The organism is Streptomyces zhaozhouensis, assembly GCF_900230195.1.
Lineage (GTDB): Bacteria > Actinomycetota > Actinomycetes > Streptomycetales > Streptomycetaceae > Streptomyces > Streptomyces zhaozhouensis.
The window spans coordinates 30,639-55,955 of the sequence record NZ_OCNE01000011.1 but is presented as its reverse complement, the minus strand read 5'-3'; the positions used below and the strand labels follow the sequence as shown (position 1 = coordinate 55,955).

The 25,317-nt window shown below is 73.8% G+C and carries 21 protein-coding genes; 12 read left to right on the top strand and 9 right to left on the bottom strand.

All coding sequences use genetic code 11. The annotated features are described in order from the left end of the window. The first annotated feature begins 24 nt into the window (after window positions 1-24). Window positions 25-1,428, top strand: a complete 1,404-nt coding sequence (locus tag CRP51_RS16445) for a GH1 family beta-glucosidase (RefSeq protein ID WP_097231976.1) — start codon at window positions 25-27, stop codon at window positions 1,426-1,428. A 12-nt stretch (window positions 1,429-1,440) separates the two neighbouring features. On the opposite strand, the gene CRP51_RS16440 is transcribed toward CRP51_RS16445, so the two are convergent. After that, a complete protein-coding gene (locus CRP51_RS16440) occupies window positions 1,441-1,917 on the bottom strand; it encodes a GNAT family N-acetyltransferase (RefSeq protein WP_097231975.1) in 477 nt (158 codons plus the stop codon). Window positions 1,918-1,976: 59 nt separating this feature from the next. Between CRP51_RS16440 and CRP51_RS16435 the strand changes: the two genes are divergently transcribed. Beyond that, window positions 1,977-2,471: a GNAT family N-acetyltransferase gene (locus CRP51_RS16435; RefSeq protein WP_097232094.1), complete on the top strand. Its 495-nt coding sequence runs from the start codon at window positions 1,977-1,979 to the stop codon at window positions 2,469-2,471. A gap of 73 nt (window positions 2,472-2,544) precedes the next feature. Here the strand turns inward: CRP51_RS16435 and CRP51_RS16430 are convergent, their stop codons facing one another. Both CRP51_RS16430 and CRP51_RS16425 read right to left on the bottom strand, forming a co-directional pair. Next, a complete protein-coding gene (locus CRP51_RS16430; RefSeq protein WP_097231974.1) occupies window positions 2,545-2,964 on the bottom strand; it encodes a VOC family protein in 420 nt (139 codons plus the stop codon). A gap of 53 nt (window positions 2,965-3,017) precedes the next feature. Beyond that, window positions 3,018-4,082: an ABC transporter permease family protein gene (locus CRP51_RS16425; RefSeq protein WP_212615927.1), complete on the bottom strand. Its 1,065-nt coding sequence runs from the start codon at window positions 4,080-4,082 to the stop codon at window positions 3,018-3,020. A 113-nt stretch (window positions 4,083-4,195) separates the two neighbouring features. On the opposite strand from CRP51_RS16425, the gene CRP51_RS16420 reads away from it, so the two are divergent. Beyond that, window positions 4,196-4,807 (top strand): TetR/AcrR family transcriptional regulator, encoded by a 612-nt coding sequence (locus CRP51_RS16420; RefSeq protein WP_097231973.1) that lies wholly within the window; start codon window positions 4,196-4,198, stop codon window positions 4,805-4,807. A gap of 168 nt (window positions 4,808-4,975) precedes the next feature. On the opposite strand, the gene CRP51_RS16415 is transcribed toward CRP51_RS16420, so the two are convergent. Then, window positions 4,976-5,791, bottom strand: coding sequence for a MerR family transcriptional regulator (locus CRP51_RS16415; RefSeq protein WP_245880623.1), 816 nt, complete (start codon window positions 5,789-5,791; stop codon window positions 4,976-4,978). Between the two features lie 109 nt (window positions 5,792-5,900). On the opposite strand from CRP51_RS16415, the gene CRP51_RS16410 reads away from it, so the two are divergent. The 3 genes from CRP51_RS16410 to CRP51_RS16400 are packed head-to-tail and all read left to right on the top strand — an operon-like array spanning window position 5,901 to window position 9,104. Further along, a complete protein-coding gene (locus CRP51_RS16410; protein WP_097231971.1) occupies window positions 5,901-7,376 on the top strand; it encodes a flavin-containing monooxygenase in 1,476 nt (491 codons plus the stop codon). After that, the gene (locus CRP51_RS16405) at window positions 7,369-8,235 is read left to right on the top strand and encodes an alpha/beta fold hydrolase (protein ID WP_097231970.1); all 867 of its coding nucleotides are present in this window, start codon (window positions 7,369-7,371) and stop codon (window positions 8,233-8,235) included. Before CRP51_RS16410 ends, CRP51_RS16405 begins: the two co-directional genes overlap by 8 nt. Then, window positions 8,232-9,104 (top strand): SDR family oxidoreductase, encoded by an 873-nt coding sequence (locus tag CRP51_RS16400; RefSeq protein WP_097231969.1) that lies wholly within the window; start codon window positions 8,232-8,234, stop codon window positions 9,102-9,104. The genes CRP51_RS16405 and CRP51_RS16400 overlap by 4 nt, the downstream gene beginning before the upstream one ends. A gap of 130 nt (window positions 9,105-9,234) precedes the next feature. Here the strand turns inward: CRP51_RS16400 and CRP51_RS16395 are convergent, their stop codons facing one another. Together CRP51_RS16395 and CRP51_RS16390 are read right to left on the bottom strand one after the other, a co-directional pair. After that, window positions 9,235-9,435, bottom strand: coding sequence for a hypothetical protein (locus CRP51_RS16395; RefSeq protein ID WP_097231968.1), 201 nt, complete (start codon window positions 9,433-9,435; stop codon window positions 9,235-9,237). An 80-nt stretch (window positions 9,436-9,515) separates the two neighbouring features. Continuing rightward, complete coding sequence (locus tag CRP51_RS16390) at window positions 9,516-13,139, bottom strand: S41 family peptidase (protein WP_245880639.1); 3,624 nt, start codon at window positions 13,137-13,139, stop codon at window positions 9,516-9,518. Window positions 13,140-13,390: 251 nt separating this feature from the next. Between CRP51_RS16390 and CRP51_RS16385 the strand changes: the two genes are divergently transcribed. Further along, entirely contained in the window at window positions 13,391-15,634 is a 2,244-nt protein-coding gene (locus CRP51_RS16385) for an MMPL family transporter (protein ID WP_097231966.1), read from the top strand. A 230-nt stretch (window positions 15,635-15,864) separates the two neighbouring features. Beyond that, window positions 15,865-16,665, top strand: a complete 801-nt coding sequence (locus tag CRP51_RS16380; RefSeq protein ID WP_097231965.1) for a hypothetical protein — start codon at window positions 15,865-15,867, stop codon at window positions 16,663-16,665. Window positions 16,666-16,696: 31 nt separating this feature from the next. On the opposite strand, the gene CRP51_RS16375 is transcribed toward CRP51_RS16380, so the two are convergent. After that, window positions 16,697-18,337 carry a penicillin-binding transpeptidase domain-containing protein gene (locus tag CRP51_RS16375; RefSeq protein ID WP_097231964.1) on the bottom strand — a complete coding sequence of 547 codons (1,641 nt, stop codon included), beginning with the start codon at window positions 18,335-18,337 and terminating at the stop codon, window positions 16,697-16,699. Between the two features lie 189 nt (window positions 18,338-18,526). Next, window positions 18,527-19,273, bottom strand: coding sequence for a calcium-binding protein (locus CRP51_RS16370; protein ID WP_097231963.1), 747 nt, complete (start codon window positions 19,271-19,273; stop codon window positions 18,527-18,529). A 210-nt stretch (window positions 19,274-19,483) separates the two neighbouring features. Here CRP51_RS16370 and CRP51_RS16365 point away from each other — a divergent pair, with 210 nt between their 5' ends. Further along, window positions 19,484-20,677: a serine hydrolase domain-containing protein gene (locus tag CRP51_RS16365; protein ID WP_097231962.1), complete on the top strand. Its 1,194-nt coding sequence runs from the start codon at window positions 19,484-19,486 to the stop codon at window positions 20,675-20,677. Window positions 20,678-20,704: 27 nt separating this feature from the next. On the opposite strand, the gene CRP51_RS16360 is transcribed toward CRP51_RS16365, so the two are convergent. Beyond that, window positions 20,705-22,438 carry a dolichyl-phosphate-mannose--protein mannosyltransferase gene (locus CRP51_RS16360; RefSeq protein ID WP_097231961.1) on the bottom strand — a complete coding sequence of 578 codons (1,734 nt, stop codon included), beginning with the start codon at window positions 22,436-22,438 and terminating at the stop codon, window positions 20,705-20,707. Between the two features lie 52 nt (window positions 22,439-22,490). Here CRP51_RS16360 and rsmI point away from each other — a divergent pair, with 52 nt between their 5' ends. From rsmI to rsmA, 3 genes are all read left to right on the top strand, one after another. Continuing rightward, on the top strand, window positions 22,491-23,348 hold the full coding sequence (gene rsmI / locus CRP51_RS16355) for a 16S rRNA (cytidine(1402)-2'-O)-methyltransferase (protein ID WP_439333175.1): 858 nt from the start codon (window positions 22,491-22,493) through the stop codon (window positions 23,346-23,348). 220 nt (window positions 23,349-23,568) lie between these two features. Next, the gene (locus CRP51_RS16350) at window positions 23,569-24,420 is read left to right on the top strand and encodes a TatD family hydrolase (protein ID WP_097231959.1); all 852 of its coding nucleotides are present in this window, start codon (window positions 23,569-23,571) and stop codon (window positions 24,418-24,420) included. Further along, window positions 24,417-25,286, top strand: coding sequence for a 16S rRNA (adenine(1518)-N(6)/adenine(1519)-N(6))-dimethyltransferase RsmA (gene rsmA, locus CRP51_RS16345; protein WP_097231958.1), 870 nt, complete (start codon window positions 24,417-24,419; stop codon window positions 25,284-25,286). The genes CRP51_RS16350 and rsmA overlap by 4 nt, the downstream gene beginning before the upstream one ends. The last annotated feature ends 31 nt before the right edge of the window (window positions 25,287-25,317 follow it).

Here is a 25,317-nt window from a genome sequence, read left to right as displayed (position 1 = left end):
TGGGACGACCGGGGAAGCCAGCTCATGACCTCTGCCCATCAGCCCGCCGCCTCCGCCACCCGCCAGGACCTCTCCCAGGTGCGCTTCCCCGACGGTTTCGTCTGGGGCACCGCGACCGCCAGCTACCAGGTGGAGGGGGCGGTGCACGAGGACGGCCGGGGCCCCTCCATCTGGGACACCTTCGCCCACACGCCGGGCAAGGTGGTCGGCGGGGACACCGGCGACATCGCCGACGACCACTACCACCGCTACCCCGAGGACATCTCGCTGATGGCCGACCTCGGGATCAGCCACTACCGCTTCTCCCTCGCCTGGCCGCGCATCCAGCCCGAGGGCAGGGGCCAACTCAACGCGGCCGGTGTCGACTTCTACAGCCGGCTGGTCGACGGCCTGCTGGAGCGCGGCATCCAGCCCTGGGTCACCCTCTACCACTGGGACCTGCCGCAGCCCCTGGAGGACGCGGGCGGCTGGCCGGCCCGGGAGACCGCGGAACGGTTCGCCGAGTACGCGGTGCTGATCCACGAGCGGCTCGGCGACCGGGTGGCCGACTGGACCACGCTCAACGAGCCCTGGTGCTCCGCGTTCCTCGGCTACGCCAGCGGCGTCCACGCCCCCGGCCGCACCGAGGGCCCGGCCGCCGTGCGCGCCGCCCACCACCTGCTGCTCGGGCACGGCCTCGCGGTGCGCGCGCTGCGGGAGCAGGGCGCGCGCGAGCTGGGCATCACGGTCAACCTCTACCCGGTCGACCCCGTCACCGACGCCGCCGCCGACCGGGACGCCGCCCGTCGCGTCGACGCCCTGATGAACCGCGTCTTCCTCGATCCGCTGCTGCGCGGCTCCTACCCGGAGGACCTGCGCGCCGACCTCGCGCCGGTCATGGACTTCGGCCATGTGCGGGACGGCGACCTGGCCACCATCTCCACGCCGTTGGACTTCCTCGGCGTCAACTACTACAGCCGCCACGTGGTGCGCGCCGGCACCGCCAAGGAGGGGCCGTCGAACTGGGTCGGTTCCGAGGACGTCGAGTTCGTCAAGCGCGGCTTTCCCGAGACCGCCATGGGCTGGGAGATCGACCCCGACGGGCTCTACGAGACGCTCACCCGCGTCTGGCGGGAGTACGCCGCGCCGCCCCTGTACGTCACGGAGAACGGTGCCGCGTTCGACGACCGGCTGGACGGTGACGGGCGGGTGCGCGACGAGGACCGCCGCTCCTATCTGGAGGGACACTTCGCGGCGGCCCACCGGGCGCTGACCGAGGGGGTCGACCTGCGCGGCTACTTCGTCTGGAGCCTGCTCGACAACTTCGAGTGGGCGCTCGGCTACAGCAAGCGGTTCGGGCTGGTCCACGTCGACTACGAGACGCAGGCCCGCACGTTGAAGGACTCGGGGCGCTGGTTCTCCGAGGTCACCCGGGCCAACGGGCTCTGAGAGCCGGTCGGTTCACGGCCCCGGGCGCCTCGCGTCCGGGGCCGGCCCGGTGCGGTCGAGCCTGACCAGCCCGGCCTCGGTGGGGCGGAAGCCCAGGGAGGCGTCGTAGAAGGCGCCGAGCCCCGGCTCGTGGTCGACATGCAGCCAACCGCAGCCGGCCGCCCGCGCCCCCTCCGCCGCTCGGCGCACCAGCTCGCGCCCGACGCCGCGCCCCCGCGCCGCCCGCGCCACCACGGTGTCCAGCAGAAACGCGTGCTCCCCGCCGTCCCAGGCGACGTTGACCAGCCCGATCAACGTCCCCTCCCGGTCCCTCGCGCAGACCCAGCCGAGGCTGTGCGCGGTGAACCGCGCCCACCAGTCGTGCTCGCCCACCGGATGCCCGAACCCCTCCGCGTGCAGCGCCTCGGCCTCCGCGCTCAGGAACGGGGCGCGCCAGCCGTAGACCGGGGAAACGTCGGGACCGGTACCGGGGGAGGGGGGAGAGGTCATGGCTGACGAGCGTGGGGACGCCGAGCGGTTCTGTCGTGGCATTTCGTACCATGCGCAGCATGGACCTGGTCGTGACCCGTTTTGATCATCCCGACGCCCGTAAGCTCAACGACGAGGTGCAGGCCGAGTACGCGAGGCGCTACGAGAGCGAGGGCGACGCCACTCCGCTGGCGCCGGAGATGTTCGACCCGCCGCGCGGGATCTACCTGATCGCCTACGACCCCCTGGGCCGCCCGGTCGCCACCGGCGGCTGGCGTGCGCAGGAGGCGGCGGGCGAGGAGGGGTACCGCGACGGGGACGCGGAGATCAAGCGGATGTACGTGGTGCCGGAGGCCAGGGGCCTCGGGCTGGCCCGGCAGCTCCTGGCCCGGCTGGAGGAGGACGCGCGGGGAGCCGGCAGGACCCGGATGGTGCTGGAGACCGGCATCGCGCAGCCCGAGGCCATGAACCTCTACGCCTCCAGCGGGTATCTGGAGCTGCCGCGTGCGGAGCACTTCGGGGTCTACCGCCACGAGCCGACCAGCCGCTGCTACAGCAAGAGCCTGCTGCCGTAGCGGACGGTCCGGCGGGTGACCGCGTTGCCCCGGGGCGACTCCGGCTCGTCACCGGCGTCCCGGGACAACACACCTAGGGCCGCTGACCCCCGGGAGTGGGGTCGGGCGGTGCCAGGGTGCGCAGGACGTCGAACTCGTTGCCCTCGGGGTCGGCCATGACCGCCCAGCTCCGGTCGGGGCCCTGGCCCACGTCCACCCTGACGGCGCCGAGTCCGAGCAGCCTGGCCACCTCCTCGTCGGTGCCGCCGTCGATCGGGCTGACGTCCAGGTGGAGCCGGTTCTTCACGGTCTTGCCCTCGGGTACTCGGATGAACACCAGGGTGGGCGGCATCTGACGGGCCAGGACCTCCTCGACGGTCGGCTCCCAGGAGCCGATCTCGACCTTGTCCTCGCTCCGGTCGATCACCGTGAAGCCCAGTACCGCGCACCAGAAGGCGGCGAGGCGCTCCGGATCGTGGCAGTCGACGACCAACTCGGTGAACCTACTGGTCATTGCTCCCCCTGGCTGGGATCCGACCCGGCCGGTGCGGACGGGCGCCCAGCAGCCTAGGGCCGCGCCGTTCGTGCGGCCTCCTGGGAGGGCGCCGCGACCACTTCCGGCAGCCGACCGTCCGCGGGCGCCGCCGGTTCCCGTCGCCGGCGGGCGCCCCAGAGCATCGCGGAGACCCCGAGCAGCAGCCAGCCGAGGAGCACGGCCAGGGGGAGTCCCGCCGCGTTGCCGTCGAAGAACGCGACGGAACGCAGCAGGCTCGCCCCGGCGCCGGTCGGCATCCACTGGCCGAGCGTCCCGACCGGCTCCGGCAGCATCTCCGGCGCCGAGGCGGCGCCCGACCACGGGTTGCCCAGCATCATCAGCAGCAGCGCCCCGACGCCGATGCCCGCCCTGCCCAGCAGTGCGGCGAGGCCGGCGACCGTCGCGCCGCCGGTGAGAACCATGAGCGCCAACGTGCCCGCCACCCGCCACCAGTCGCCGGCCAGCACCTCCAGCCAGCCGTGCGTGAGCGCGGTCGCCACCAGCCCGCCCCCGACCGCGGCGCCGGTCAGCGCGAGCAGCGCCCGGCCGCCGCGCAGACCGGTCAGCACGATCAGCACGCCCGTGGCGATTCCCGCCAGCACCAGCGGCAGCAGGCTGCTGCCGAAGATCGCACCCCTCGGATCGCCGGGCGGCGCCGGCACCACGTCGGTGACCTCGACCGAGGCGCCGGCCTGCGCCTCGGCGACGCCGACCAGCAGTTGCGCGATGCTGGCGCCACCCGCGCCGGCCGTCAGCACCTCCGTCGGCCCCGCGCCGTCCACCACGAAGGCGCCGTAGACCTCACGCTCCTCGATGGCCCGCCGGGCGGCGTCGGCGTCCGCGTACTCCCGCACCTCGAAGGCGTCACCCCGGTCCTCCAGCGCCTCGGCGACCTGCGCTGTCACCTGGGGGGCGCCGGCCACGCCGACGGGGAGCTCGTGCGGGCCGCTCCGCGCGTTCGGCCAGAGAAACGCCCAGAGCACGAAGCCGATCAGCAGCGGCACCGCGACGATCACCCCGATCAACGTCCTGGTCGCGGGGCGACCGGGGGTGGCAGGGGTGGCGCGGGTGGGGGAAGGGGATGGTGGCGTGGTCACGCCGGCCTCCGTCGGGCTCGTCAAAAAGAAGGATCGTTCGTTTTGCCGAATCTCACGGTGCGCCCGGCGGCTGCCGCTTGTCAAGAAGGAATGTTCGTTTTAGGTTCTCCCGTATGGCACGCGTTTCCCCCGAACACCTCGCGGCACGGCGGCAGCAGATCCTGGACGGGGCGGCGCGCTGCTTCGCGCGTGACGGTTTCCACGGCACCTCGATGCAGGACGTGCTGCGGGAGACCGGGCTGTCGGCCGGCGCGGTGTACCGCTACTTCCCGAGCAAGGACGCGATCATCGGCGCGCTCGCCGCGAACGTGCTGGCCACGGTGGGCCGCAGCTTCCAGCAGGCGGTCGAGTCGGGACATCCGCCGCCGCCCGACGAGCTGCTCACCCACGGCCTGCGGAAGGTCGCCGACCAGTTGGGCTTCCCGCCCTCGATGGTGATCCAGGTGTGGGCGGAGACGCTGCGCAACCCGGAGCTGCACGCGGTGTTCCAGGACGGGTTCGCACATCTGCTCGCGCTGTGGACGCGGATCGTCGTAACCTACCAGCGCGAGGGCCGGATGCGCGCCGACATCGAGCCCGAGTCGGTGGCGCGGGCGCTGGCCGCCAGTGTGCAGGGGTTTCTGCTCCAGCGCGGGCTCTTCGGCGCGGTCGACACCTCGGTGTTCACGGAGGGGATGCGGGGGCTGCTGTCCTTCGACGACGGGGCGGGCGAGCGCCCCGGCTGAACCGGCTGAACTGGCTGAACCGGCCGCACCGGCCGCACCGGCCGCACCGGCCGCACCGGCCGCACCGGCCGCACCGGCTGAACCGGCCGAACCGGCCGAACCGGCCGGCGCGGGCCGCACCGGTCGAAGGGCCGAGCCGGCGAGGCGGGCCAGGCGGGCGAGCCCCGTTCAGCCGTCGCGCCCGTCCGGCTCCGCGGCCCTGCCCGTGTCCGCGCCCTCGCCCGCCTTCGGCGGGTCGAACTCCGCGCGCAGCCGGCGGTCGAGGGCGAGGGAGACCTCGGCGTAGACCGCCTTCTTGGCCAGCGGCCGAAGCCGCGCCAGGGCCTCGGTCAGCCGCTCGACCTCCTCCTCGCTGGGCGGCGCGCCGCGCTCCGCGCGCCCCTCGCCGAGCACCTCGGGCAGCACCTGGCGCCGCAGCACCTCGGTGAAGATCTCGGCCAACGCCTCGGCGTGGGCGCGCAGTTCCCGGCCGGCCGTCAGCAGCGTGGCGAGTGGGATGCCCTCCTTGACCAGCGCGGACGACGCGTCCAGCAGGTCGCGGCTGACATGGACCACGCTCTCGCCCCGTGGGAGGAGATAGCCGATCGCCATCGCCTCGGTGACGTTTTCCGGCGCGGTCTCGCCCGCGTAGTAGTCGGCCAACTCCCGCGCGGTGAGCGGGACCTGCTCCTCCTCGGCCCAGGGCAGCGGCTCGTGGACGCCGAGCAGCCGCGCGGTGCGGCCGGTGTCCCGGCCGGAGGCGAACGCGGCCAGGATCTCGGCGATGCCGCCCAGGGTGTGGCCGCGTGCCAGCAGCTCGGAGATGGTGCGCAGCCGCTCCAGGTGCTGGTCGTTGAACCAGGCGACCCGCCCCTCGCGGCGCGGTGGCGGCAGCAGCCGGCGCTCCCGGTAGAACCGCAGGGTGCGCGGGGTGATCCCGGCCGCCTCGGCCAGCTCCTCCGCCCGGTACTCCCTGCCGCCCGCCACTTCCCGCCCTGCCGTCACACCCGGAAGTCTAGGCGCACGCCCCCTACCGGCCGGTACGTTTCTGCCCTACCCTCCGAACATGCCAGTGAATACTGGCAGCTTCCCGATGTCGAACGGAGGCTCAACGATGGAGTCCGTACGCGTCGCCGTGATCGGGGCGGGGTTCGGCGGGTTGGGCGCGGCGGTGCGGTTGCGGCGGATGGGCGTCACCGACTTCGTGGTGCTGGAGCGCGCCGAAGCGGTCGGCGGCACCTGGCGGGACAACACCTACCCCGGCTGCGCCTGCGACGTCCCCTCGCACCTGTACTCGTTCTCCTTCGCCCCCAACCCGCGCTGGCCGCGCAGCTTCTCGGGCCAGAAGGACATCCGCGCCTATCTGGAGTGGGTCACCGACACCTACGGCATCCGCCCCCATTTGCGGCTGGGCAACGAGCTGACCGGCGCCCGCTGGGACAGCGAGGAGCTGTGCTGGTGGATCGAGACGACCGCCGGGAGCTACCGCGCCCAGGTGCTGGTCTCGGCGACCGGCCCGCTCTCCGACCCCCGACTTCCCGACCTGCCGGGCCTGGAGACGTTCCCCGGCCGGGTCTTCCACTCCGCGCGCTGGGACCACGACTACCCGCTGCGCGGCAAGCGGGTCGCCGTCGTCGGCACGGGCGCCTCCGCGATCCAGTTCGTGCCCGCGATCGAACGGCAGGTCAACGAGCTGACCGTCTTCCAGCGCACCCCGCCCTGGCTGCTGCCCCGGATGGACCGCAGGACCAGCGGCGCCGAGCGCTGGCTCCACGAGCGGCTGCCGGTCACCGGCACGCTCCGCAGGCAACTGCTGTGGGGCATACGGGAGTTGCAGGTGGACGCCTTCGCCAGGCACCCCGCGGGGATGCGGGCCGTCGAGCAGCTGGCCCGCCTCCACCTGCGGCGTTCCGTGCGCGACCCCGCCTTCCGCCGCCGGCTGACGCCCGACTACCGGATCGGCTGCAAGCGCATCCTGCTCTCCAACGACTGGTACCCCGCGCTGACCAAGCCGCATGTCAGGGTCGTCGACTCCGGGCTCGCCGAGGTGCGCGGCTCTACCCTGGTCGCGCACGACGGCCGGCGGGTGGAGGCCGACGCGCTCGTCATGGGCACCGGCTTCCAGGTCAGCGACCTGCCGATCGCCCACCGCGTCAAGGGCGTCGACGGCACCACGCTGGCCGAGGAGTGGCGCGAGGGGATGGCCGCGCTGCGCGGCACCACGGCCGCCGGCTTCCCCAACTTCCTCACCGTCATCGGCCCCAACACCGGCCTCGGCAACTCCTCCATGATCCTGATGATCGAGGCCCAACTCTCCTATCTGGAGGACTATCTGGGCCGCCTCGACGCCCTCGCCGACCGGGATCTGGGCCCCGCCGCCCTGGTGCCGCGCCGGTCGGCCGTCGCCACCTGGAACGAGCGACTCCAGCGCCGGCTGGCCCGGTCCGTGTGGAACACCGGCGGCTGCGACAGCTGGTACCTGGACGCATCCGGGCGGAACACCACCATCTGGCCCGGTACCACGGGCGAGTTCCGCCGGGTCACCGACCACGTCGAACTCGCCGAATACGAGGTGCTGCGCCATGGCTGAGGACATCCGACGACTGCGCGTCACCTCCACCGGGGGCGCCCGCCTCCACACGGAGGTCAGCGGCCAGGACGACGCGCCGACCGTCGTCCTGGTGCACGGCTGGACCTGCGACACCACCTTCTGGCTCCCCGTCGCGCGCCAACTCCGCGCCGCCGGGCACCGCGTCGTCGCCTACGACCAGCGCGGGCACGGCCACTCCCGCCCCACGCCCGGCAGTTGCTCGGTCGAGGCGCTCGCCGACGACCTGTGCGCGGTGCTGGAGGCGACCCTCCCCGAGGGGCGGCGCGCCGTGCTCTGCGGCCACTCGATGGGCGCCATGACGGTCTTCGCCGCCGCCGACCGCCCCGAGCTGCGGGAACGCGCCGCCGCCGCGTTGCTGTGCAGCACCGGAACGGACCGGCTCGCCGGCGAGTCCACCGTGCTGCCGCTGCGTCCCGGCGGCTGGCGGGACCGCGCCCACCGCGCGTTTCTGCGGACCCGGCTGCCCTACGGGCCGCTCACCCCGCTCTCCCGGCGGATCATCCGCCACATCACCCTCGGGCCGGGCGCCACCCCGGGACAGTTGGAGGGGGTCGCGCGGATGGTCAACGCCTGCCCGCGCCGCGCCCGCGCCGAGTGGGGGGCGGTGCTCGCCTCGCTCGACCTCTCCGCGCACGTTCCCCGACTCGACCTGCCCGTCGCCGTGTTGCAGGGCACCGCCGACCGGCTCACCCCGCCGGTCCACGCCCACCGCATCCACGGCCGGCTCAGCCGCCCCGCCGGCCTCACCGAACTGCCGGGCATCGGGCACATGACCCCCGTCGAGGTGCCGGACACCGTGGCCGAGAAGCTCGGCGAACTGGCGAAGGAGTACCTGTGAGTGGATTTCCCCGCCGCCGACGCCCGCTCGCCGGGCAGGTGGTCGTCGTCACCGGCGCCGCGCGCGGCATCGGCGCCGAACTGGCCGACACGCTCGCCGGACGCGGCGCCCGCCTCGCCCTCGTCGGCCTCGAACCGGACCGGCTCGCCCGCGTCACCCGGAGTCTGCCGGGGGAGGCCGCGCACTGGACGGCGGACGTCACCGACGCCGACGCGATGCGCCGGGTCGCCGACGAAATACGGACGCACTACGGACGGGTGGACGCCGTGGTCGCCAACGCCGGCGTCGCCACCGGAGGCCCGTTCGCCGAGAGCCCGGAGGCCGTCTGGCGGCGGGTGATCGAGGTCAACCTGCTCGGCTCGGCCACGACCTGCCGCGCCTTCCTGCCCGCGCTGCGCGACAGCGGCGGCTACTACCTCCAGATCGCCTCGTTCGCCGCGATCACCCCGGCCCCGCTGATGACCGCCTACTGTGCCTCGAAGTCCGGTGTGGAGGCGTTCGCGCACAGTCTGCGGGCCGAGGTCGCCGCAGACGGCGTGCGGGTCGGCGTCGGCTATCTCAGCTGGACCGACACCGACATGGTGCGCGGCGCCGACGAGGACGAGCAACTGGCCTCCATGCGACGCAAGTTGCCCTTCCCCGCCAATCTCACCCACCCGCTGGCCCCCGCGGTCGCCCGGCTCGCCGCCGGCATCGAACGCCGCGCGGTCCACATCTACGCCCAGCGCTGGCTGCGCGCGGCCGTGCCGGTGCGCGGCGCGCTGCCGGCGGTGGTGGGCGGGCGCCTCGCGCAGCGGCGGCTGCGGGCGCTCGGCCCGGGGACCGGCCACCGCGGCCTGGTCGGCCCCGGCGGCCGCGCCGCCGGCTGAGCCGGACGGCACGGCACGGTGCCCCGTCCAGGCCCAGCCGGCCTGGACGGGGCACCGTGCGGAGGGCCGCCGACGAGCGGCGGCCCTCCGCGTGCACCGGGACGGAGCGGTGGGACTCAGCCGACCCGGCTCACCTGTCCTGCTGGCCGCGCTGCTTGGCGCGGTCGGCGGCCTTCTGGGCCTTGTCCTTGGCCTTGTCCATCGGGCTGTCGCCCTGGCCGCCCTTGTCGCCCTTGCGCTCCTTGGACTGCTCCTTGCCCTTGTCCATGGCGTCCTTGGCGCGGTCCTGGAGTTCGTGGGCCTTGTCCTTGAACTGGTCCGAGATGCCCATGTGCTGCCACTCCTCGCAGAGAAGACGGATTGGCCTGTCACGGGAACAAGCGGGTCAAAACCACCGTCCCGCATCCAGCGTCACACGGACCCGCCGTCCTCGCACTCCCGCGTCGGCGCCGCCGTCCTCGGCGGCAGCGGGGGGCGCCCCCGGTCGGGAACCCGCTGGTAGCCGGGCGGCCGGGCCGCCGGATGCCGCTCCAGCAGGTCGAGCGCGACCCGCACCGCCGTGTCCAGCACCACGGAACGCCCCTCCGCCCAGTCCAGCGGCGTGCGCAGCGCCTCGATGTCCGGCGAGACGCCGTGGTTCTCCACGTCCCAGCCGTAGGCGTCGAACCACGCGGCGTTCATCGGCACCGTGATCTCCGTGCCGTCCCCGAGCCGGTGCTCCCCGGTGATCCCGACGACCCCGCCCCAGGTCCGCGACCCCACCACGGGCCCGAGCCCCAGCAGCCGGAACGCCGCCGTGATCATGTCCCCGTCGGAGGAGGTCGCCTCGTCGGCGACCGCGACCACCGGGCCCCTCGGCGCGTTGGAGGTGTAGGAGACGGGCTGCGCGTTGCGCGTCAGGTCCCAGCCGAGAATGGTGCGGCTCAGCTTCTCCACCACCAGCTCGCTGATGTGGCCGCCCGCGTTGCCCCGGACGTCCACGATCAGCGCCTCGCGGTCGAACTCGCGCCGCAGGTCCCGGTTGAACTGCGCCCAGCCCGAGCCGCCCATGTCGGGGATGTGCACGTAACCGCAGCGGCCGGCGCTCAACTCCCGTACCAGCTCCCGCCGTCGGGCCACCCAGTCCTGGTACCGCAGCTGCCGGTCGTCGACCAGCGGCACCACGGCCACCCGCCGACGCCGGCCCGACTCGTCGGCGAAGGTCAGCTCCACGCTGGTGCCGCCGGTGCCGGCCAGCAGCGGCCACGGGCCGGCCGCCGCCTCCACCGGCCGCCCCCCGACATGGGTCAGCACCGCGCCCTCCCGCACCCCCGAACCGGCCAGCGGGGAACGCGCCTTGGAGTCGGACGAGTCGCCGGGCAGCACCCGCGCCAGCTGCCAGCCGGAACCGTCCTTCGTCCGGCAGAAGTTGGCCCCCAGCAGTCCCTGGGGCCGCTGGTACTGCCAGGGGCCCTCGTTGAGCCGACCCGCGCTGACATAGGCGTGCGAGGTGCCCAGCTCGCCCATCGTCTCGGTCAGCAGATCGGCGAACTCGTCCGGGCTCGCCACCCGTTCCACCAGCGGGCGGTACTGGTCGAGCACCGCCGACCAGTCGATGCCGCACATGCCCGGGTCCCAGAAGAAGTCCCGCACCAGCCGGCCCGCCTCGTCGAACGACTGCCGCCACTCGGCCGCCGGGTCCGCGACGTGCACGATCCGTCGCAGATCGATCCGGACCGCCGAGTCGCTGTCCGTGGAGTCGGTCGCGGAGACCACCGACAGGTCGTGGTCCTCGCTGACCACCAGCCGGGTGCCGTCCCCGCTGGGCGCGAACCAGTCGACGCCGTCGGCGAGTTCGCTCCGCTTCGCCTTGGCCAGGTCGAAGTGCTCCAGCGTCGGCTTGCCCGAGGTGTTGTCCGGATTGAGAAACGTCTCCCCGAGCGCGCCCGAGATCGGCCACCGCAGCCACACCAGCCCGCCGCCGCTGACCGGGTACAGCGAGGAGTACTTCGAGGCGGCCACGGGGAACGGCGTCACCCGGCTGCCCAGCCCCTCGACCTCCACGGTCACCCGCCCCTCGGCCCCCGCCTCCCCGACGTCGGCCGCGGTCTCGTCCGGGTCCAGACCTCCGGCGGCCGGCCGCCCCTCGGGAGTGATGGCGAACGGGGACCTGGTCGCCGAGGAGAGCGGCACCAGATAGGGACGGCAGCCCAGCGGGAACGACATCCCGCCGGTGTGCACGTCGTAGACGGGGTCGAAGCCGCGCCAGGAGAGAAAGGCGAGGAACCGCCCGTCGGAGGTGAAGACCGGCTCCTCGTCCTCGAACCGGCCGTCGGTGACCTCCACCACCGTCGGGGTCTCGGCGCCCAGCTCCGCGATCCGGATCTGGCTCAACGACCGCCCGATCCCCGGGTGCGCCCAGGCCAGCCAGCGGGAGTCGGGCGAGAACGCGAGGTCCCTGACGGGGCCGTTGACCGAGCGCGCGACCTCCGTCACGCGCGGCAGCAGCGCCTGCCCGGCCGCCTCGGCGGGGTCAGAACGCGTCTCCTCCCCACCGGCGCCACCGGCGGGGCCCGCGGCCGCGGGCGCGTCGGCGGCTTCGGTCACCGCTTCGGCGCCGGCCTCGGCGGAGGCGTTCCCTTCCCCCGCGTCGCCGTTCTCCTCCGCGGCGCCGTTCTCCTCCGCGGCCCCGCTCTCCTCCGCGGACCCGCCTTCCTTCTCGCGACCGGGAGCCGCGTCGCCGGGAGCCGCGTCGTCCGGTGCCGCGTCGCCGGGAGCCGCGTCGTCCGAGGCCGTCTCCCCGGAGGCGGCGCCCGCCTCCTCCGGCAGCCGCACCAGCAGCAGCCGCCCGTCGTGGGTCGCGACGGCGAGGCCCGTCCCGTCCGGGGTCGCCACCAACTCGCGTACGCGGCCCAGCGATCCGGTGGCCAGCCGCACCGGCTCGCGGCCGCCGCTGACCCGCGGGAGATGGACGACCTCGATGGCGTCCTCGCCGTCCGCGTCCGTGAGGTAGGCGATGCGGCCGGAGTCGCCCAGCATCTCCGGCAGCCGCACCCGTACGCCCGGCGCCTCGGCCAGCGCGCGGGCGGGCCCGTCCCGGTGCGTCAGCCAGTACAGCCCGCCCCGCACGCAGATCGCGCTGGCCCGGCCCGTGGTGTCGACGGTCAGCGACTCGACATGCGTGGGCGTGTGCACCTGGTAGGGCCGGCGCCCGGTGCGCGCCCCGCCCAGCCGCAGCGGCAGCCGGCGCGGCACGGAGCCGGGGCCCAGGTCCTCCAGCAGCCACAGCTCGCCCGCGCACTGGTAGACCACCCGGTGCCCGTCCGTCGAGGCGTGCCGTGCGTAGAACGCGTCATGGTCGGTGTGGCGCCACAGTCGACTGCCGTCGGGAAGGCAGGAGTAGAGGTTGCCGACGCCCTCATGGTCGGAGAGAAACGCGATTCGGTCGCCGACATACATCGGACTGTTCAACTGCCCGCCAAGATCGGCCAACAGCCGTTCGCCGTGGTGCCAGAGGCGTCCCGTTCCGCCGCCCCGGTACCGCTTCCAGTCCGCCGGGTCGTGGGAGGCGGCGCCGGTCAGCAGCAGGGTCTGCCGGTCCCCGCCGTTCCCCCGCACCGCGATGTCGGAGACCGGGCCCCAGGGCAGCTCCTCGCCGGGACCGCCGGCCGTCGGCACCGTGTAGGCGCGGGCGAAGTGGGAGAACGGCTGCTGGTGGGAGCCGATGGCCAGGATCCTGCTCCGCCCCGCGTCGTCGGGCGGCGTCCAGCCCCTGACGCGGGTGTCGTAGGAGGCCCAGTGCGTCAGCTGGCTGACCGGGCCGCCGTCGACCGGGGCGAGGTGGATCTCGGGGTCGAGCGTGCGCCAGCTGGTGAACGCGATGTGGCGTCCGTCCGGCGAGAACCTCGGCGGACCCAGCCGGGTACGATCGACGGTGAGTCGCCAGGCCCGGTCCCTCACCGTGCGGCCTGGGTCTGCGGAGGGCAACGGAGCCAGCCACAGATCGTCTTCGGCGACAAAGCACAACAGGTCACCGTGGAGATGCGGAAATCTCAGATACCCGTCGGGACTCGGAGCCGAGGTCTCCGGTCGCGGGTGCGGCGGTGCGTCAGATGAGTTCGGTTCGTCGCTCACCCTCCCATGCTTCGGGTCACGGAAAGCAGCGGCAAGTCACAAAGCGGCACGAAAAGTGATTCGCATCACAAGCTCGTGACGGACTCATCCTCAACGGACTGTGCTGCGTCTCGTGACATGAGCTGACTCATCTGGTAATCGATCCACGACACCCGGACAGGAGAACCTGCCCCGTGGCTACGTTCTTGTACAAACTCGGACGCCTGAGCTTCCGGCGCCGCTGGTGGGTGGCGCTGCTGTGGCTCGCGCTCCTCTTCGGCATCGGCGGAGCCGCGGCCTCGGCGGGGACACCGCCGGAAGACGACTTCGCGCTCCCCGGCACGGAGGCCCAGGAGGCCTTCGATGTCATGGAGGAGCAGTTCCCCCAGGCCAACGCGGAAAACCTCGAATCCCGCGTGGTCTTCCAGACCCCCGACGGCTCCTCGCTGCTGGAGTCCCCCGAGTACCAGGCCGCAGTCGCCGACGTGCGCGCCGAGCTGGAGCAGGGCGACCTGGTCGCCTCGGTGACCGACCCGTTCGCGCCCGAGTCCGGCTCGGTCAACGCGGAGGGCGACACCGCCTACCTGTCGGTCTCGTACGACGCGACCTGGACCGACATCACGCCCGAGATGCGTGACCAGCTGATCGACGCGATGGACACCGGGCGTGACGCCGGGCTGACCGTCGAGGCCGACGGCGAGGTCGCGATGGGCGAGATGGAGATGGGCGGCGGTGAGGTCATCGGCATCGTGGTGGCCGCCATCGTGCTGGTCATCACCTTCGGTTCGCTGGTCGCCGCCGGTCTGCCGCTGCTGACCGCCCTCATCGGCGTCGGCGTCGCGATGATGGGCATCGCCGCGCTGAGCAGCACGCTCGGCCTGTCGGAGACCACCGGCATCCTGGCGATGATGATCGGCCTCGCGGTCGGCATCGACTACGCGCTCTTCATCGCCTCCCGCTACCGGGCCGAGCTGGTCGAGGGCCACAGCCGCGAGGAGGCCGCCGGCCGCGCCGTCGGCACCGCGGGCTCCGCCGTCGTCTTCGCCGGCCTGACGGTGATCATCGCGCTGGCCGGCCTCGCCGTGGTCAACGTCCCGGTCCTCACCAAGATGGGCTTCGCCGCCGCCGGCGCCGTCGCCGTCGCCGTGGTGCTGGCCCTGACCCTGGTCCCCGCCGCGCTCGGCATCGTCGGAAAGCGGATCTTCGGCCGCAAGCTGCGCAAGCAGAACCCGGAGACCGGCGTTCCGCACTCGCTGAACAAGCCGGGCCGGGAGAACGGCGGCACCCGCTGGGCCCGCGCCGTGCTCCGCCGCCCCGCGCTGGTGCTGGCCGCCTCCGTGGTGGGCCTCGGCGTGCTGGCCATCCCGGTGGCCAGCATGGAGCAGGGCCTCCCGGACAACGGCAGCCAGCCCGAGGACACCACGCTGCGCAAGTCCTACGACCTGCTGAGCGAGGGCTTCGGAGCGGGCTTCAACGGCCCGCTGATGATGGTCATCGAGAACGAGAACGCCGAGCAGGTCGCCGGCGAGGTCTCCGAGCGGCTCGGCGGGATGGAGGAGATCCTCGCCACCGCGCCGCCCAACGTGAACCCCGAGGGCACCGTGGCCACGGTGCTCGCCTTCCCGACCACCGGCCCGTCCGACCACGACACCACCGTCCTGGTCAACCACCTGCGGGACGACATAGCGCCGGAGATCGAGGCGGACACCGGCGCCAACGTGCTGGTCTCCGGCACCACCGCCGCCAACATCGACTTCTCCAAGGTCATGTCGGACGCGCTGGTGCCCTACCTGATCCTGGTGGTCGGCCTGGCGTTCGTGCTGCTGGTGCTGGTCTTCCGCTCGCTGGTCGTGCCGCTGAAGGCCGCCCTCGGCTTCCTGCTCTCCGTGCTCGCCGCGCTGGGGATCGTGGTCGCGATCTTCCAGTGGGGCTGGGCCGCCGACCTGATCGGCGTGGAGTCGACCGGGCCGATCATGAGCATGATGCCGATCTTCATGGTGGGTGTGATCTTCGGTCTCGCCATGGACTACGAGGTGTTCCTGGTCACCCGCATGAGGGAGGCGTACGTCCACGGCGAGGACCCGCGCCAGGCCGTCGTCACCGGCTTCAACCTCAACGCCCGGGTGGTCACCGCCGCCGCGGCGATCATGATCAGCGTCTTCGCCGGCTTCGCCGTCACGGGCGGCGACGCCATGATCAAGATGATGGGCATCGGCCTCGCGGCGGCCGTCCTGCTGGACGCCTTCGTGGTCCGGATGACCATCGTCCCGGCCCTGCTCGGCCTGATCGGGGAGCGGGCCTGGACCCTGCCCCGCTGGCTCGACCGCATCGTGCCCAACGTGGACGTCGAGGGTGAGTCGCTGGAGCGCTATCTGGAAGCCAACGGCAAGGGGCGCGCCTCGCTGAGCAAGGAGCGCGAGCCCGCCGGGGTCAGCTGAGTGAAGCGGCCGGCGACGGCCGTCGTGTGACCCGGCTTTCGAGCCGCGACCGGGTGTCATGAGGGGCCCGGCGCGGGGACATCGTTCCCCGCGCCGGGCCCCTCGGTCATGCGCCCCCGCCGTGCCACGGGTGGCCGGGAGGCGTCGGCACCCCTTTGCCGGGGGCGGGGCGTGGGCTAGGGTCTTGGGTCCGCGCGGGGGCGACCGTGTCGACAAGTCGGGAGGCGACGGTGCGAGCGAACGCGTCCTGGCGGCCCGCCCGTTCCCGGCCGCGGCCGGCCGCCGTGCCGGCCGTGCTCGCCGCGCTGGTCCTCTGCCTCTGGGCGCCACCCGGCGCCGCCGCGGCCGGCGCGGAGGAGTGCGTGCCCGAGATCGCGCCCGACACCGGCGAGGGCGCGGACCGGTTGCTGACCCTGGTCCGGGAGGAACGCGCCGCCGGCGGCGACGCCGCGCGGGTCGACCGGCTGCTGGCCGAGGTCGCCTGCCTCACCCCGGCGGACGCCCCCCGGGAGCGCGGCACCGTTCCGCCCGCCGACGGGCTGACGGTCGCGCCGCCCGAGGTCTACTCACTCGGCGAGGTCGCGGGGCGGGAGCGCTGGCTGGCGTTGACCGAGTGGGAGTGGAGCACCCTCCCCGACCACCCCATGACGGGCGACCAGGCCGTCGCCACCTGGTTCGACGTCCCGGTGACCCCGGTTCTCCAGGTCGTGCACCACTCCGGCGCCACCGACGCGTTCCCCAACGTCAGCCGCGAGGACGCCGCCGACGTCAACGGCTACGGTGTCGGCTTCCTCATCGCCCCGGAGCGGAACGCCGAGGACATGAACGTCGCCCTCGGCAGCGTCGCTCTCGTCTTCGAGACCGAGAGCTGCACACCGCTCACCGCGCGCGGCGCCTTCGCCCACGCCTGGAACGACACCGGGGTCGACGCGCTGAGCGTCACGGCCACCGGGGTGAGCTACACATGGAACGCCCCGGTCGACCGCGCCCTCAACGAGAGCGGGCCGACCGGGGTCACGGTCTGCCCCTGACCACGCGGTCGGGGCGGTTTCCCGTTCCGGGTCAGGGAGCGGCGGCCAGCACCTCGGCCACCACCGGGCCCGCGAACTCGCCACCGTGGCCCGAGTTCGGCACCACGGCCGCCGCCGCCAGGTCGTTGCGGTAGCCGGTGAACCAGGCGTTGGGCTTCTCCTGGCCGTCCACCTCGGCCGAGCCGGTCTTGGCGCCGATGTCGCCACCGAGCCCGGCCATCGCCTCGGCCGCCGTGCCGTTGGTGGCCGTCCGGTTCATCAGGGAGCGCAGCTGGTCGGCGTGCGGCAACGGGCCGTCCGTGGCGGCCAGTTCCAGCCCGGCGAAGTCCACGGGCACCAGATGCGGCTGGGCGAACGCGCCGTTCTTCACCGTCGCCGAGACGGACGCCATGGTCAGCGGGTTCATCCGCACCGCGCCCTGGCCGATCAGCTGGGCCGCCATCTGCGCCTGCTGCTCCACCGGCACCCGGCCGTCCATCGTGGTCGCGCCGGTCTGCCACTCCAGGCCGAGGCCGAAGGCGTTCCGCGCGTGCGCCCCGAGGTCGTCGTCCGCCAGCTCGGGGGCCTGGCTGATGAACGCCGTGTTGCAGGAACGGGCGAAGCTGTCGGCGAAGGTGCCGTTCTCGATCTCGAACTCGTCGAGGTTCTGGAACTCCCAGCCGCCGTGCTCGAAGAACTTCGGACACGGGTGCTTGGCACCCGGGTCGGCCAGCCCCTGCTCCAGCAGCAGCGAGGCCGTCACGATCTTGAACGTGGAACCGGGGGCGTAGCTGCCCTCCAGGGCTATGTCCGTGCCGTCAGGCTCGGCGTTGGCGATCGCGCGGATCGCTCCCGTGCTCGGCTGGATCGCGACCACGGCGCCGTGTCCGGTGCCGGCCACGGCGGCCTCGGCGGCCTGCTGGAGCGCGGGGTCCAGGGTGGTCGGCACCTGCCCGGCGACCGGCTCGGCCAGTTCGAGCAGCGTCTCCACCGGCTCGCCCTCGGCGTCGGCGATCACCACGGCGCTGCCGGCGTCGCCGCCGGACTCCTCCGCGTAGCGCTCACGCATCTCGTTGAGCACCGGGACCAGGCCGGGGAACTCCTCGGCCGTCAGCTCGCTGCCGTCCTCCGCCAGCACCTCGACCGGCGGCAACTCGCCGCGCGGACCGACCTGGAGGGTCTGGTCCTCGGACAGTCGCGGGTGCACCACGGTCGGGGCCCAGTCGACCAGGACCTCCCCGCTCTCCTCGTCCCGCACCACGGCCAACTCGGAGGCGTAGGCCAGCTCCTGGGCCTGCTCGCCGTGGGTGACCTCGAAGGCGATGTCGTAGGGGACACCGGTGCCGTCCACCGCGCCCGGCTCCAGGGCCAGCGCGCCGACCGCGTCGTTCTCCGTCAGCACGGCCAACGCGGCACGCGCGGCCTCCGGGTCGTCGGTCAGCTCGGCCGCGGCCTCGGCGTCGCCCCCCGCCCAGGCGGTCAGAAAGGCGTCGGCGGTCTCGGTGGTCTCCTCCTCGGTCGGGGGACCCGAGGGGACCTCGTCGGCCGGCTTGTCGTCGTCGCGTCCGGCGACCGTGTCCGAACCGCCGTCGCCCTCGTCGCTGTCGAGAAGGCTGTAGGCCCCGAAACCGGCCAGAGTCGCGACGGTGACGCAGACACCGCCGAGCACCGCGAGCCGTTGTTTTCTGTCCATCCCGCACCTGCCCCCTCGCGCGCCTCGACGCCCGGGTCAAACGGCGTCGTACGCCGTGCCACCTGCGCGGACGCCACCCATGTCATCCGCTCCCCGCAGCCTACCGGCTACCCGCCGTTAGCCTGACCGGAGGAGGCCCGTGAGACCACGCCTATGCGGGGACGTGTCCTGCCCGTGTCCTGGGTGTCCTCACTGTTCGACGTGGTCGTCCCCGGGCCAGCCGACGATCAGGTCGTCGCCGCCGTCGCCGGTGATGTGGTCGTTCCCCGGGCCGCCGAAGAGCACGTCGTCGCCCTCGCCGCCCGAGATGTGGTCGTCGCCGGTGCCGCCGTAGACGACGTCGTCGCCGTCCCAGCCCTCGATCATGTCGTCGCCGGGGCCGCCGTGGAGGACCTCGTCGATGGGCTGCCCCATCAGATGGTCGTCGCCCGCGCCGCCGAAGAGCGCGCCATAGCCCATCAGCATGTCGTCGCCGTCGTCGCCGAAGACCAACTCCGCCGTGTGCGCGTGCAGTTCGTCGTCGCCGGCGCCGCCGCGCACCATCGTGACGCCGGGCTCGCTGGTCACGACGTCGTCGTCGCCGTCCCCGAGCAGCACCCGGACGTCGTCGGTGCGGGCGTCGCCCACCGGCAACTCGCAGGCCACGAACAGCTCGTTGTCCGGCTCCGGGTACGCGCAGTGCTCGCCCGCGGTGATCGGCACGGCGTCGACGAAGCCGACGCGGCGCACCTCGTCGCCGGTGTCCATCGAGAAGACATGCAGGTCGTTGGCTTCGGGGCCGCCCTCGTAGACGATCCTGAGGGTGTGTCCCTCCCAGTCGGCGCCGACGGTCGCGCCGCCGGCGGCCCCCTCGTCCGCGGTCGCGGGCGCCGCGCCGAGGCCGGCGGTCACCAGGGCCAGCAGGACCGTGGACGGGATGAGCCGTGACCGCTTCATGGACGCGTCCTCACTCTGGGGGGCGACGGTTGTCATGTGGTTGTCGTGCGCATACCAGAATTGCCGCCGCCACTCTCCCGCACGCCGCGCGTTCCGTCCACACCTCCGACACCAACGACCCGGTGTCGGCGGCCAGTTCGGGTTAACCCCACCCGAGGAGTGCGGGTGCCCCGATGGTGGCCTGGCCCCGGAACGGCGAGGCTGGCCGCCATGAACCCACGCAGCGCCTTCCGCCGCCGCCCCCGCCGCACCGCCGGCCTCGCCGTCGCCCTCGGCTGCGCCACGGCGGCCGCGCTCGCCGGCGTCTTGGGGCCGGCCGCCGCGGGCGAGGCGGACGCGGGCGCGACGCTGCGCCGCGACGCCGAGGCCGTCCACCGGGCCGGCGCCGTCGGCGTCACCGCCGTGCTCGACACCCCCGACGGCACCCGCGCCGCGCACAGCGGCACCGCCGACCTGGCCACCGGCGCGCCCGCGCGCCCCGACGCGCGCTTCCGCGCCGGCAGCACCGCCAAGCCGTTCGTGGCGACCGTCGCCCTGCGACTCGTCGCCGAGGGCGAACTCTCCCTCGACGACACGGTGGAGGAGTGGCTGCCGGGGCTGGTCGCCGGCAACGGCCACGACGGCACCCGCGTCACCGTCCGCGACCTGCTCCAGCAGACCAGCGGCCTGCCCGACTACCTCCCCCGCCCCGACGTGCTGCCCGCCTTCCACTCGGCCGAGGGCTTCCACGCCCACCACCTGCGGCGCTACACCGACGAGGAACTGGTCGAGGGGGCGCTGCGCTCACCCGAGGAGTTCGCGCCCGGCAGCGAGTGGGGCTACTCCAACACCAACTACGTCCTCGTCGGCATGATCATCGAACGCGTCACCGGCAACTCCTGGCAACGGGAGGTGCGCGACCGCGTCATCGAGCCGCTGGGCCTGGCCGACACCGAAACGCCCGAGGACGACCCGTACCTGGAGCCCCCGTTCCTCAGCGGCCACCACGTCTTCCCCGAGGGCGGGGAGTACGTCGACACCACCGTCTTCCACCCGTCGGCCGCCAGCGCCGGCGGCGCGCTGGTCACGACGCCGGGCGACATCGACCGCTTCCTGACCGCCCTGCTCGGCGGCGAACTGCTGCCGCCCGAGCAACTCGACGAGATGCTGCGCGCCCGGGACACCGGGCGGGAGGGCGTCGGCTACGGCCTCGGCCTCTTCCGACGCGAGCTGAGCTGCGGCGGCGTCTACTGGGGCCACAGCGGCACGCTTCTCGGCTACCACAACGAGAACGGCGTCACCCCGGACGGCGAGCGCGCGGTGACCGTCGCCACCAACAGCTTCGACTTCGCCGACGAGGCGGCCCAGGACCGCGTCGACGCCGCCATGACCGGCCTCGTCGACCGCGCCCTGTGCGCGGAGTGAACGCCGGCGGCCCGTCCGTCGGGCCCGCTATATCCAGGTCGGCAGCCACATCCGCGCCCGCCAGCCCTCGCGGGTGATCTCCTCGCCGGTGTAGATCGGATAGAAGTAGATGAAGTTCCACACGATCAGCAGCACCAGCACGCCCACCGTCACGATGCCGATCACCCGCCGCCGCTCCGAGCTGCCCGGGGGGCCGAGGAGGGCGCCGACGAGGAAGGCGACCGCCAGGCAGAGGAAGGGGCTCAGCACCACCGCGTAGAAGTAGAAGATGGTGCGCTCCTGGTAGAGCAGCCACGGCAGGTAGCCGGCGGCCACCGCGCACAGCAGGGCGCCCGCGCGCCAGTCGCGGCGCAGCAGCCAGCGCCACAGCGCGTACGCCAGCGCCACGCACGCCGTCCACCACAGCAGCGGCGTCCCCAGCGCCAGCACCTCGCGGACGCAGCCGCCGGTGTAGCCGCAGACCGGGGACTCCGGGTCGCTCTCCACCAGCGGCTGTCCGTGATCGGCCGAGACGTAGTAGTAGGTGACGGGCCTGGCGGCGACCAGCCAGGTGAACGGGTTCGACTCGTAGGGGTGGCTCGACGTCAGCGCCACATGGAAGTCGTAGACCTCGAAGGTGTAGTGCCACAGCGAGCGCAGCGGCCCCGGCACCCAGGACCAGGAGCTGTCGGCGCCGGCCTCGTGGTGCCAGTTCCGGTAGTAGCCGCCCGAGGTGGCGAACCAGCCGACCCAGGAGACCAGATAGGTCACCAGCGCCACCGGCACCAGCGAGGTGAACGCCGGGAACGCGTCCCGGCGCAGCACCGTGCGGAAGGGGGCGCGCGCGCCGGCCGAGCGGCGCGCGCCCATGTCCCACAACACCGCCATCAGGCCGAAGGCGGCGAGGACATAGAGCCCGTTCCACTTGGTCGCGCACGCCAGCCCCAGGCAGACCCCGGCGGCCAGCCGCCACGGACGCGGCCCGAGGCCGAGGCGCTCGGCGACCGAGGGGTCCGAACGCAGCAGCCCGTCGGGCCCGGTGGGCAACGCGGCGGCCAGCCGCGCCCTGGCCGCGTCGCGGTCGATCAGCAGGCAGCCGAACGCGGCCAGCAGCCAGAACATCAGCACCAGATCGAGCAGCGCGGTGCGGCTCATCACGAAGTGCAGCCCGTCGACGGCCAGCAGCAGCCCGGCCAGGCAGCCGAGCGCGGTGGAGCGGAAGAGCCGGCGGCCGATGCGGCAGACCATCAGCACCGAGAGCGTGCCGAGGAGCGCGACCATGAACCGCCAGCCGAACGGCGTCAGCCCGAAGAACCACTCGCCGACGGCGATGGCCCACTTTCCGGCCGGCGGGTGCACCACGTAGGCGGCGGTGTCGCCGAGCGGCGTCGCGCCCTCGATGATCTGCTCGTCGGCCTTGTCCGACCAGTCCGTCTCGTAGCCGTGGTGAAGCAGCGACCAGGCGTCCTTGGCGTAGTACGTCTCGTCGAATATCACGGCGTCCGGGGAGCCGAGGTTGACGAAGCGCAGCACCCCCGCGAGCAGCGCCACCAGCAGCGGACCGCCCCACGCCATCGCGCGGGCCAGCCGCGCGGCGCCCGAGGCCGAGAAGCCGAGGTAGCGCCACATCCAGCTGCCCGGCTCCGGGTGGCTGGGCACCAGACGTTCCCGCAGGTCGGCCGCGCGGGACGGCAGATAACCGAAGGCGCGCAGCCGACCGGCCCAGCCGGTGGGGTGCTCCGGTTGTTCCGGCGGTGCGTCGGTGACGGTCTGGCTGCTCATCACGGGCCATCTTGGCATCCGGTGATCGGCGTCCCCCGGCGGATGGGTGAGGATGGGGGGCGTGACGGGCACGGATGAGGGCGTTCTGGTACTGGCCGGCACCCCGATCGGCGAGGTGGGCGACGCCCCGCCGCGGCTGGCGGCCGAGTTGGCGGAGGCCGACGTGGTGGCGGCGGAGGACACCCGCCGGCTGCGACGGCTCGCGTCGACGCTGGGGGTGACGGTCGGCGGCCGGGTGGTCTCCTACTTCGAGGGCAACGAGGCCGCGCGCACCCCCGAGCTGGCCGACGAACTGGCGGGCGGCGCCCGGGTGCTGCTGGTCACCGACGCGGGGATGCCCTCGGTCTCCGACCCCGGCTACCGGCTGGTCGCCGCGGCCGTGGAACGCGGGGTGCGGGTGACGGCGGTGCCCGGCCCCTCGGCGGTGCTGACGGCGCTGGCGGTCTCGGGGTTGCCGGTGGACCGCTTCTGCTTCGAGGGGTTCCCGCCGCGCAAGCCGGGCGAACGGTCGGCGCGGCTGCGGGAGCTGGCGGACGAGCGCCGCACCCTGGTCTTCTTCGAGTCGCCGCACCGGCTGGCCGCCTCGCTGACCGCGATGGCCGAGACGCTGGGCGCGGAGCGGCGCGCGGCGGTCTGCCGCGAGCTGACCAAGACGTACGAGGAGGTGCGGCGCGGCCGGCTGGACGAGCTGGCGCGCTGGGCGGAGCCGGGGGTGCGCGGCGAGATCACGGTGGTGGTCGCCGGCGCCGAGCCGGCCCGGCGGTCGGCCGAGCCGGCCGCACTGGCGGAACGGGTCGCGGCGCGGGAGGCGGCCGGGCAGCGCCGCAAGGAGGCCATCGCCGAGGTGGCCAGGGAGGCCGGCGTCCCGAAACGGACCGTCTTCGACGCGGTGGTCGCGGCGAAGAGCTGACTGCCGGGGCGGGGCCGACCGCGGGTCTGCGGTGTCCCGGTGGGTTGTCGCCCGCGGGCCGTGGTGGCTTGGCCGTCGGCGCTCGCCACGGTGTGCCCGGGGGCGCGGGGAACTGCGCGGGCAGTCGGCCGCCGGAGCGAGGTCGACCACTCACCCGTCGTGACCCGGTGGGTTGTCGCCCGCGGACCGCCGGAGGCACCCGCGCCCGTAGGATCGAGCCATGCCCAAGTCCGCCAAGGCGAAGGCCGCCGAGCACGTGCCGCCGCCGCTTCCCGAGCCGCTGGCCGTGCCGGTCGCCGATGCGCACACCCATCTCGACATGCAGTCGGGCACGGTCGAGGAGGCGCTCGCGAAGGCCGCCGCCGTCGGGGTGCCGCGCGTGGTGCAGATCGGCTGCGACGTGGCCCGCGCCCACTGGGCGGTGAAGGTCGCCGCCGAGCACCCCGACGCGATCTGGGCCGCCGTCGCGCTGCACCCCAATGAGGCCCCGCGCATCGAGGCCGAGGAGGGGCCGGCCGCGTTGGACGCCGCGCTCGCCGAGATCGCCGAGCTGGCCGTCTCGCCGCACGTCAGGGCGATCGGCGAGACGGGCCTTGACTACTACCGCACCGGCGCGGACGGCGTCGCGGCGCAGCAGCGTTCGTTCCGTGCCCATCTGCGGCTGGCCAAGGAGCTGGACAAGGCGCTGGTGATCCACGACCGGGAGGCGCACGCCGACGTGTTGCGCCTGTTGAAGGAGGAGGGCGCCCCCCGGCGCACCGTCTTCCACTGCTACTCGGGCGACGCCGCGATGGCCGAGACCTGCGCCGCCGAGGGGTACTTCCTGTCGTTCGCCGGCAACGTGACCTTCCGCAGCGCCCAGCCCCTGCGCGACGCCCTCGCGGTGGCGCCGCCCGAGCTGCTGCTGGTCGAGACGGACGCCCCGTTCCTCACCCCGGTGCCGTTCCGCGGCCGGCCCAACGCGCCCTATCTGATCCCGGTCACGCTGCGCGCGATGGCCGAGGTGAAGGGGATGGACGAGGCGGAGCTGGGCCGGCACATCGCCGCCAACACCGAGCGGGTCTTCGGATGAGCGCCGAGCCGACGGCGCTGCTCGGCCCGGCCGAGGTGCGCGAGCTGGCCGGCGCGCTGGGCGTGCGCCCCAGCAAGCAGCGCGGACAGAACTTCGTGATCGACGCCAACACGGTGCGCCGGATCGTCCGCGCCGCCGCCGTGGACGCGGGCGACACGGTGCTGGAGATCGGGCCGGGGCTCGGCTCGTTGACGCTGGCGCTGCTGTCGGTCGCCGACCGGGTGGTGGCCGTCGAGATCGACGACACCCTGGCCGCCGCGCTGCCCGCCACGGTCGCCGCCCGGCTGCCCGAGCGCGTCGACCGCTTCCACCTGGTGCACGCCGACGCCCTGGGCGTCACCGAGCTGCCGGGCGCGCCGCCCGACGCGCTGGTGGCCAACCTGCCGTACAACGTGGCCGTTCCCGTGCTGCTGCACCTGCTGGCCGCCTTCCCCAGCCTGGAGCGCGGGCTGGTGATGGTGCAGTCCGAGGTCGCCGACCGGCTGTGCGCGCCGCCGGGGTCGAAGGTCTACGGCGTGCCGTCGGTGAAGACCGCCTGGTACGCGGAGGCCCGCAGGGCCGGCGCGATCGGCCGCACCGTGTTCTGGCCGGCGCCCCGGGTCGACTCGGGGCTCGTGGCGCTGGTCCGGCGTGAGCCGCCGCGGACCACGGCCGGCCGCGAGGAGGTCTTCGCGGTGGTCGACGCGGCCTTCGCGCAGCGCCGCAAGACGCTGCGCGCGGCCCTGGCCGGCTGGGCCGGCTCGCCGGCCGCCGCCGAGGCCGCCTGCCGCGCCGCGGGCGTGGACCCGACCGCGCGGGGCGAGTCGTTGACCGTCGCCGACTACGCCAGGCTCGCCGAGCACCGCCCCCCGCCCCCGGCCGGCTGACCTCGGCCGCCACCCCCAGAACCGCTTGTCG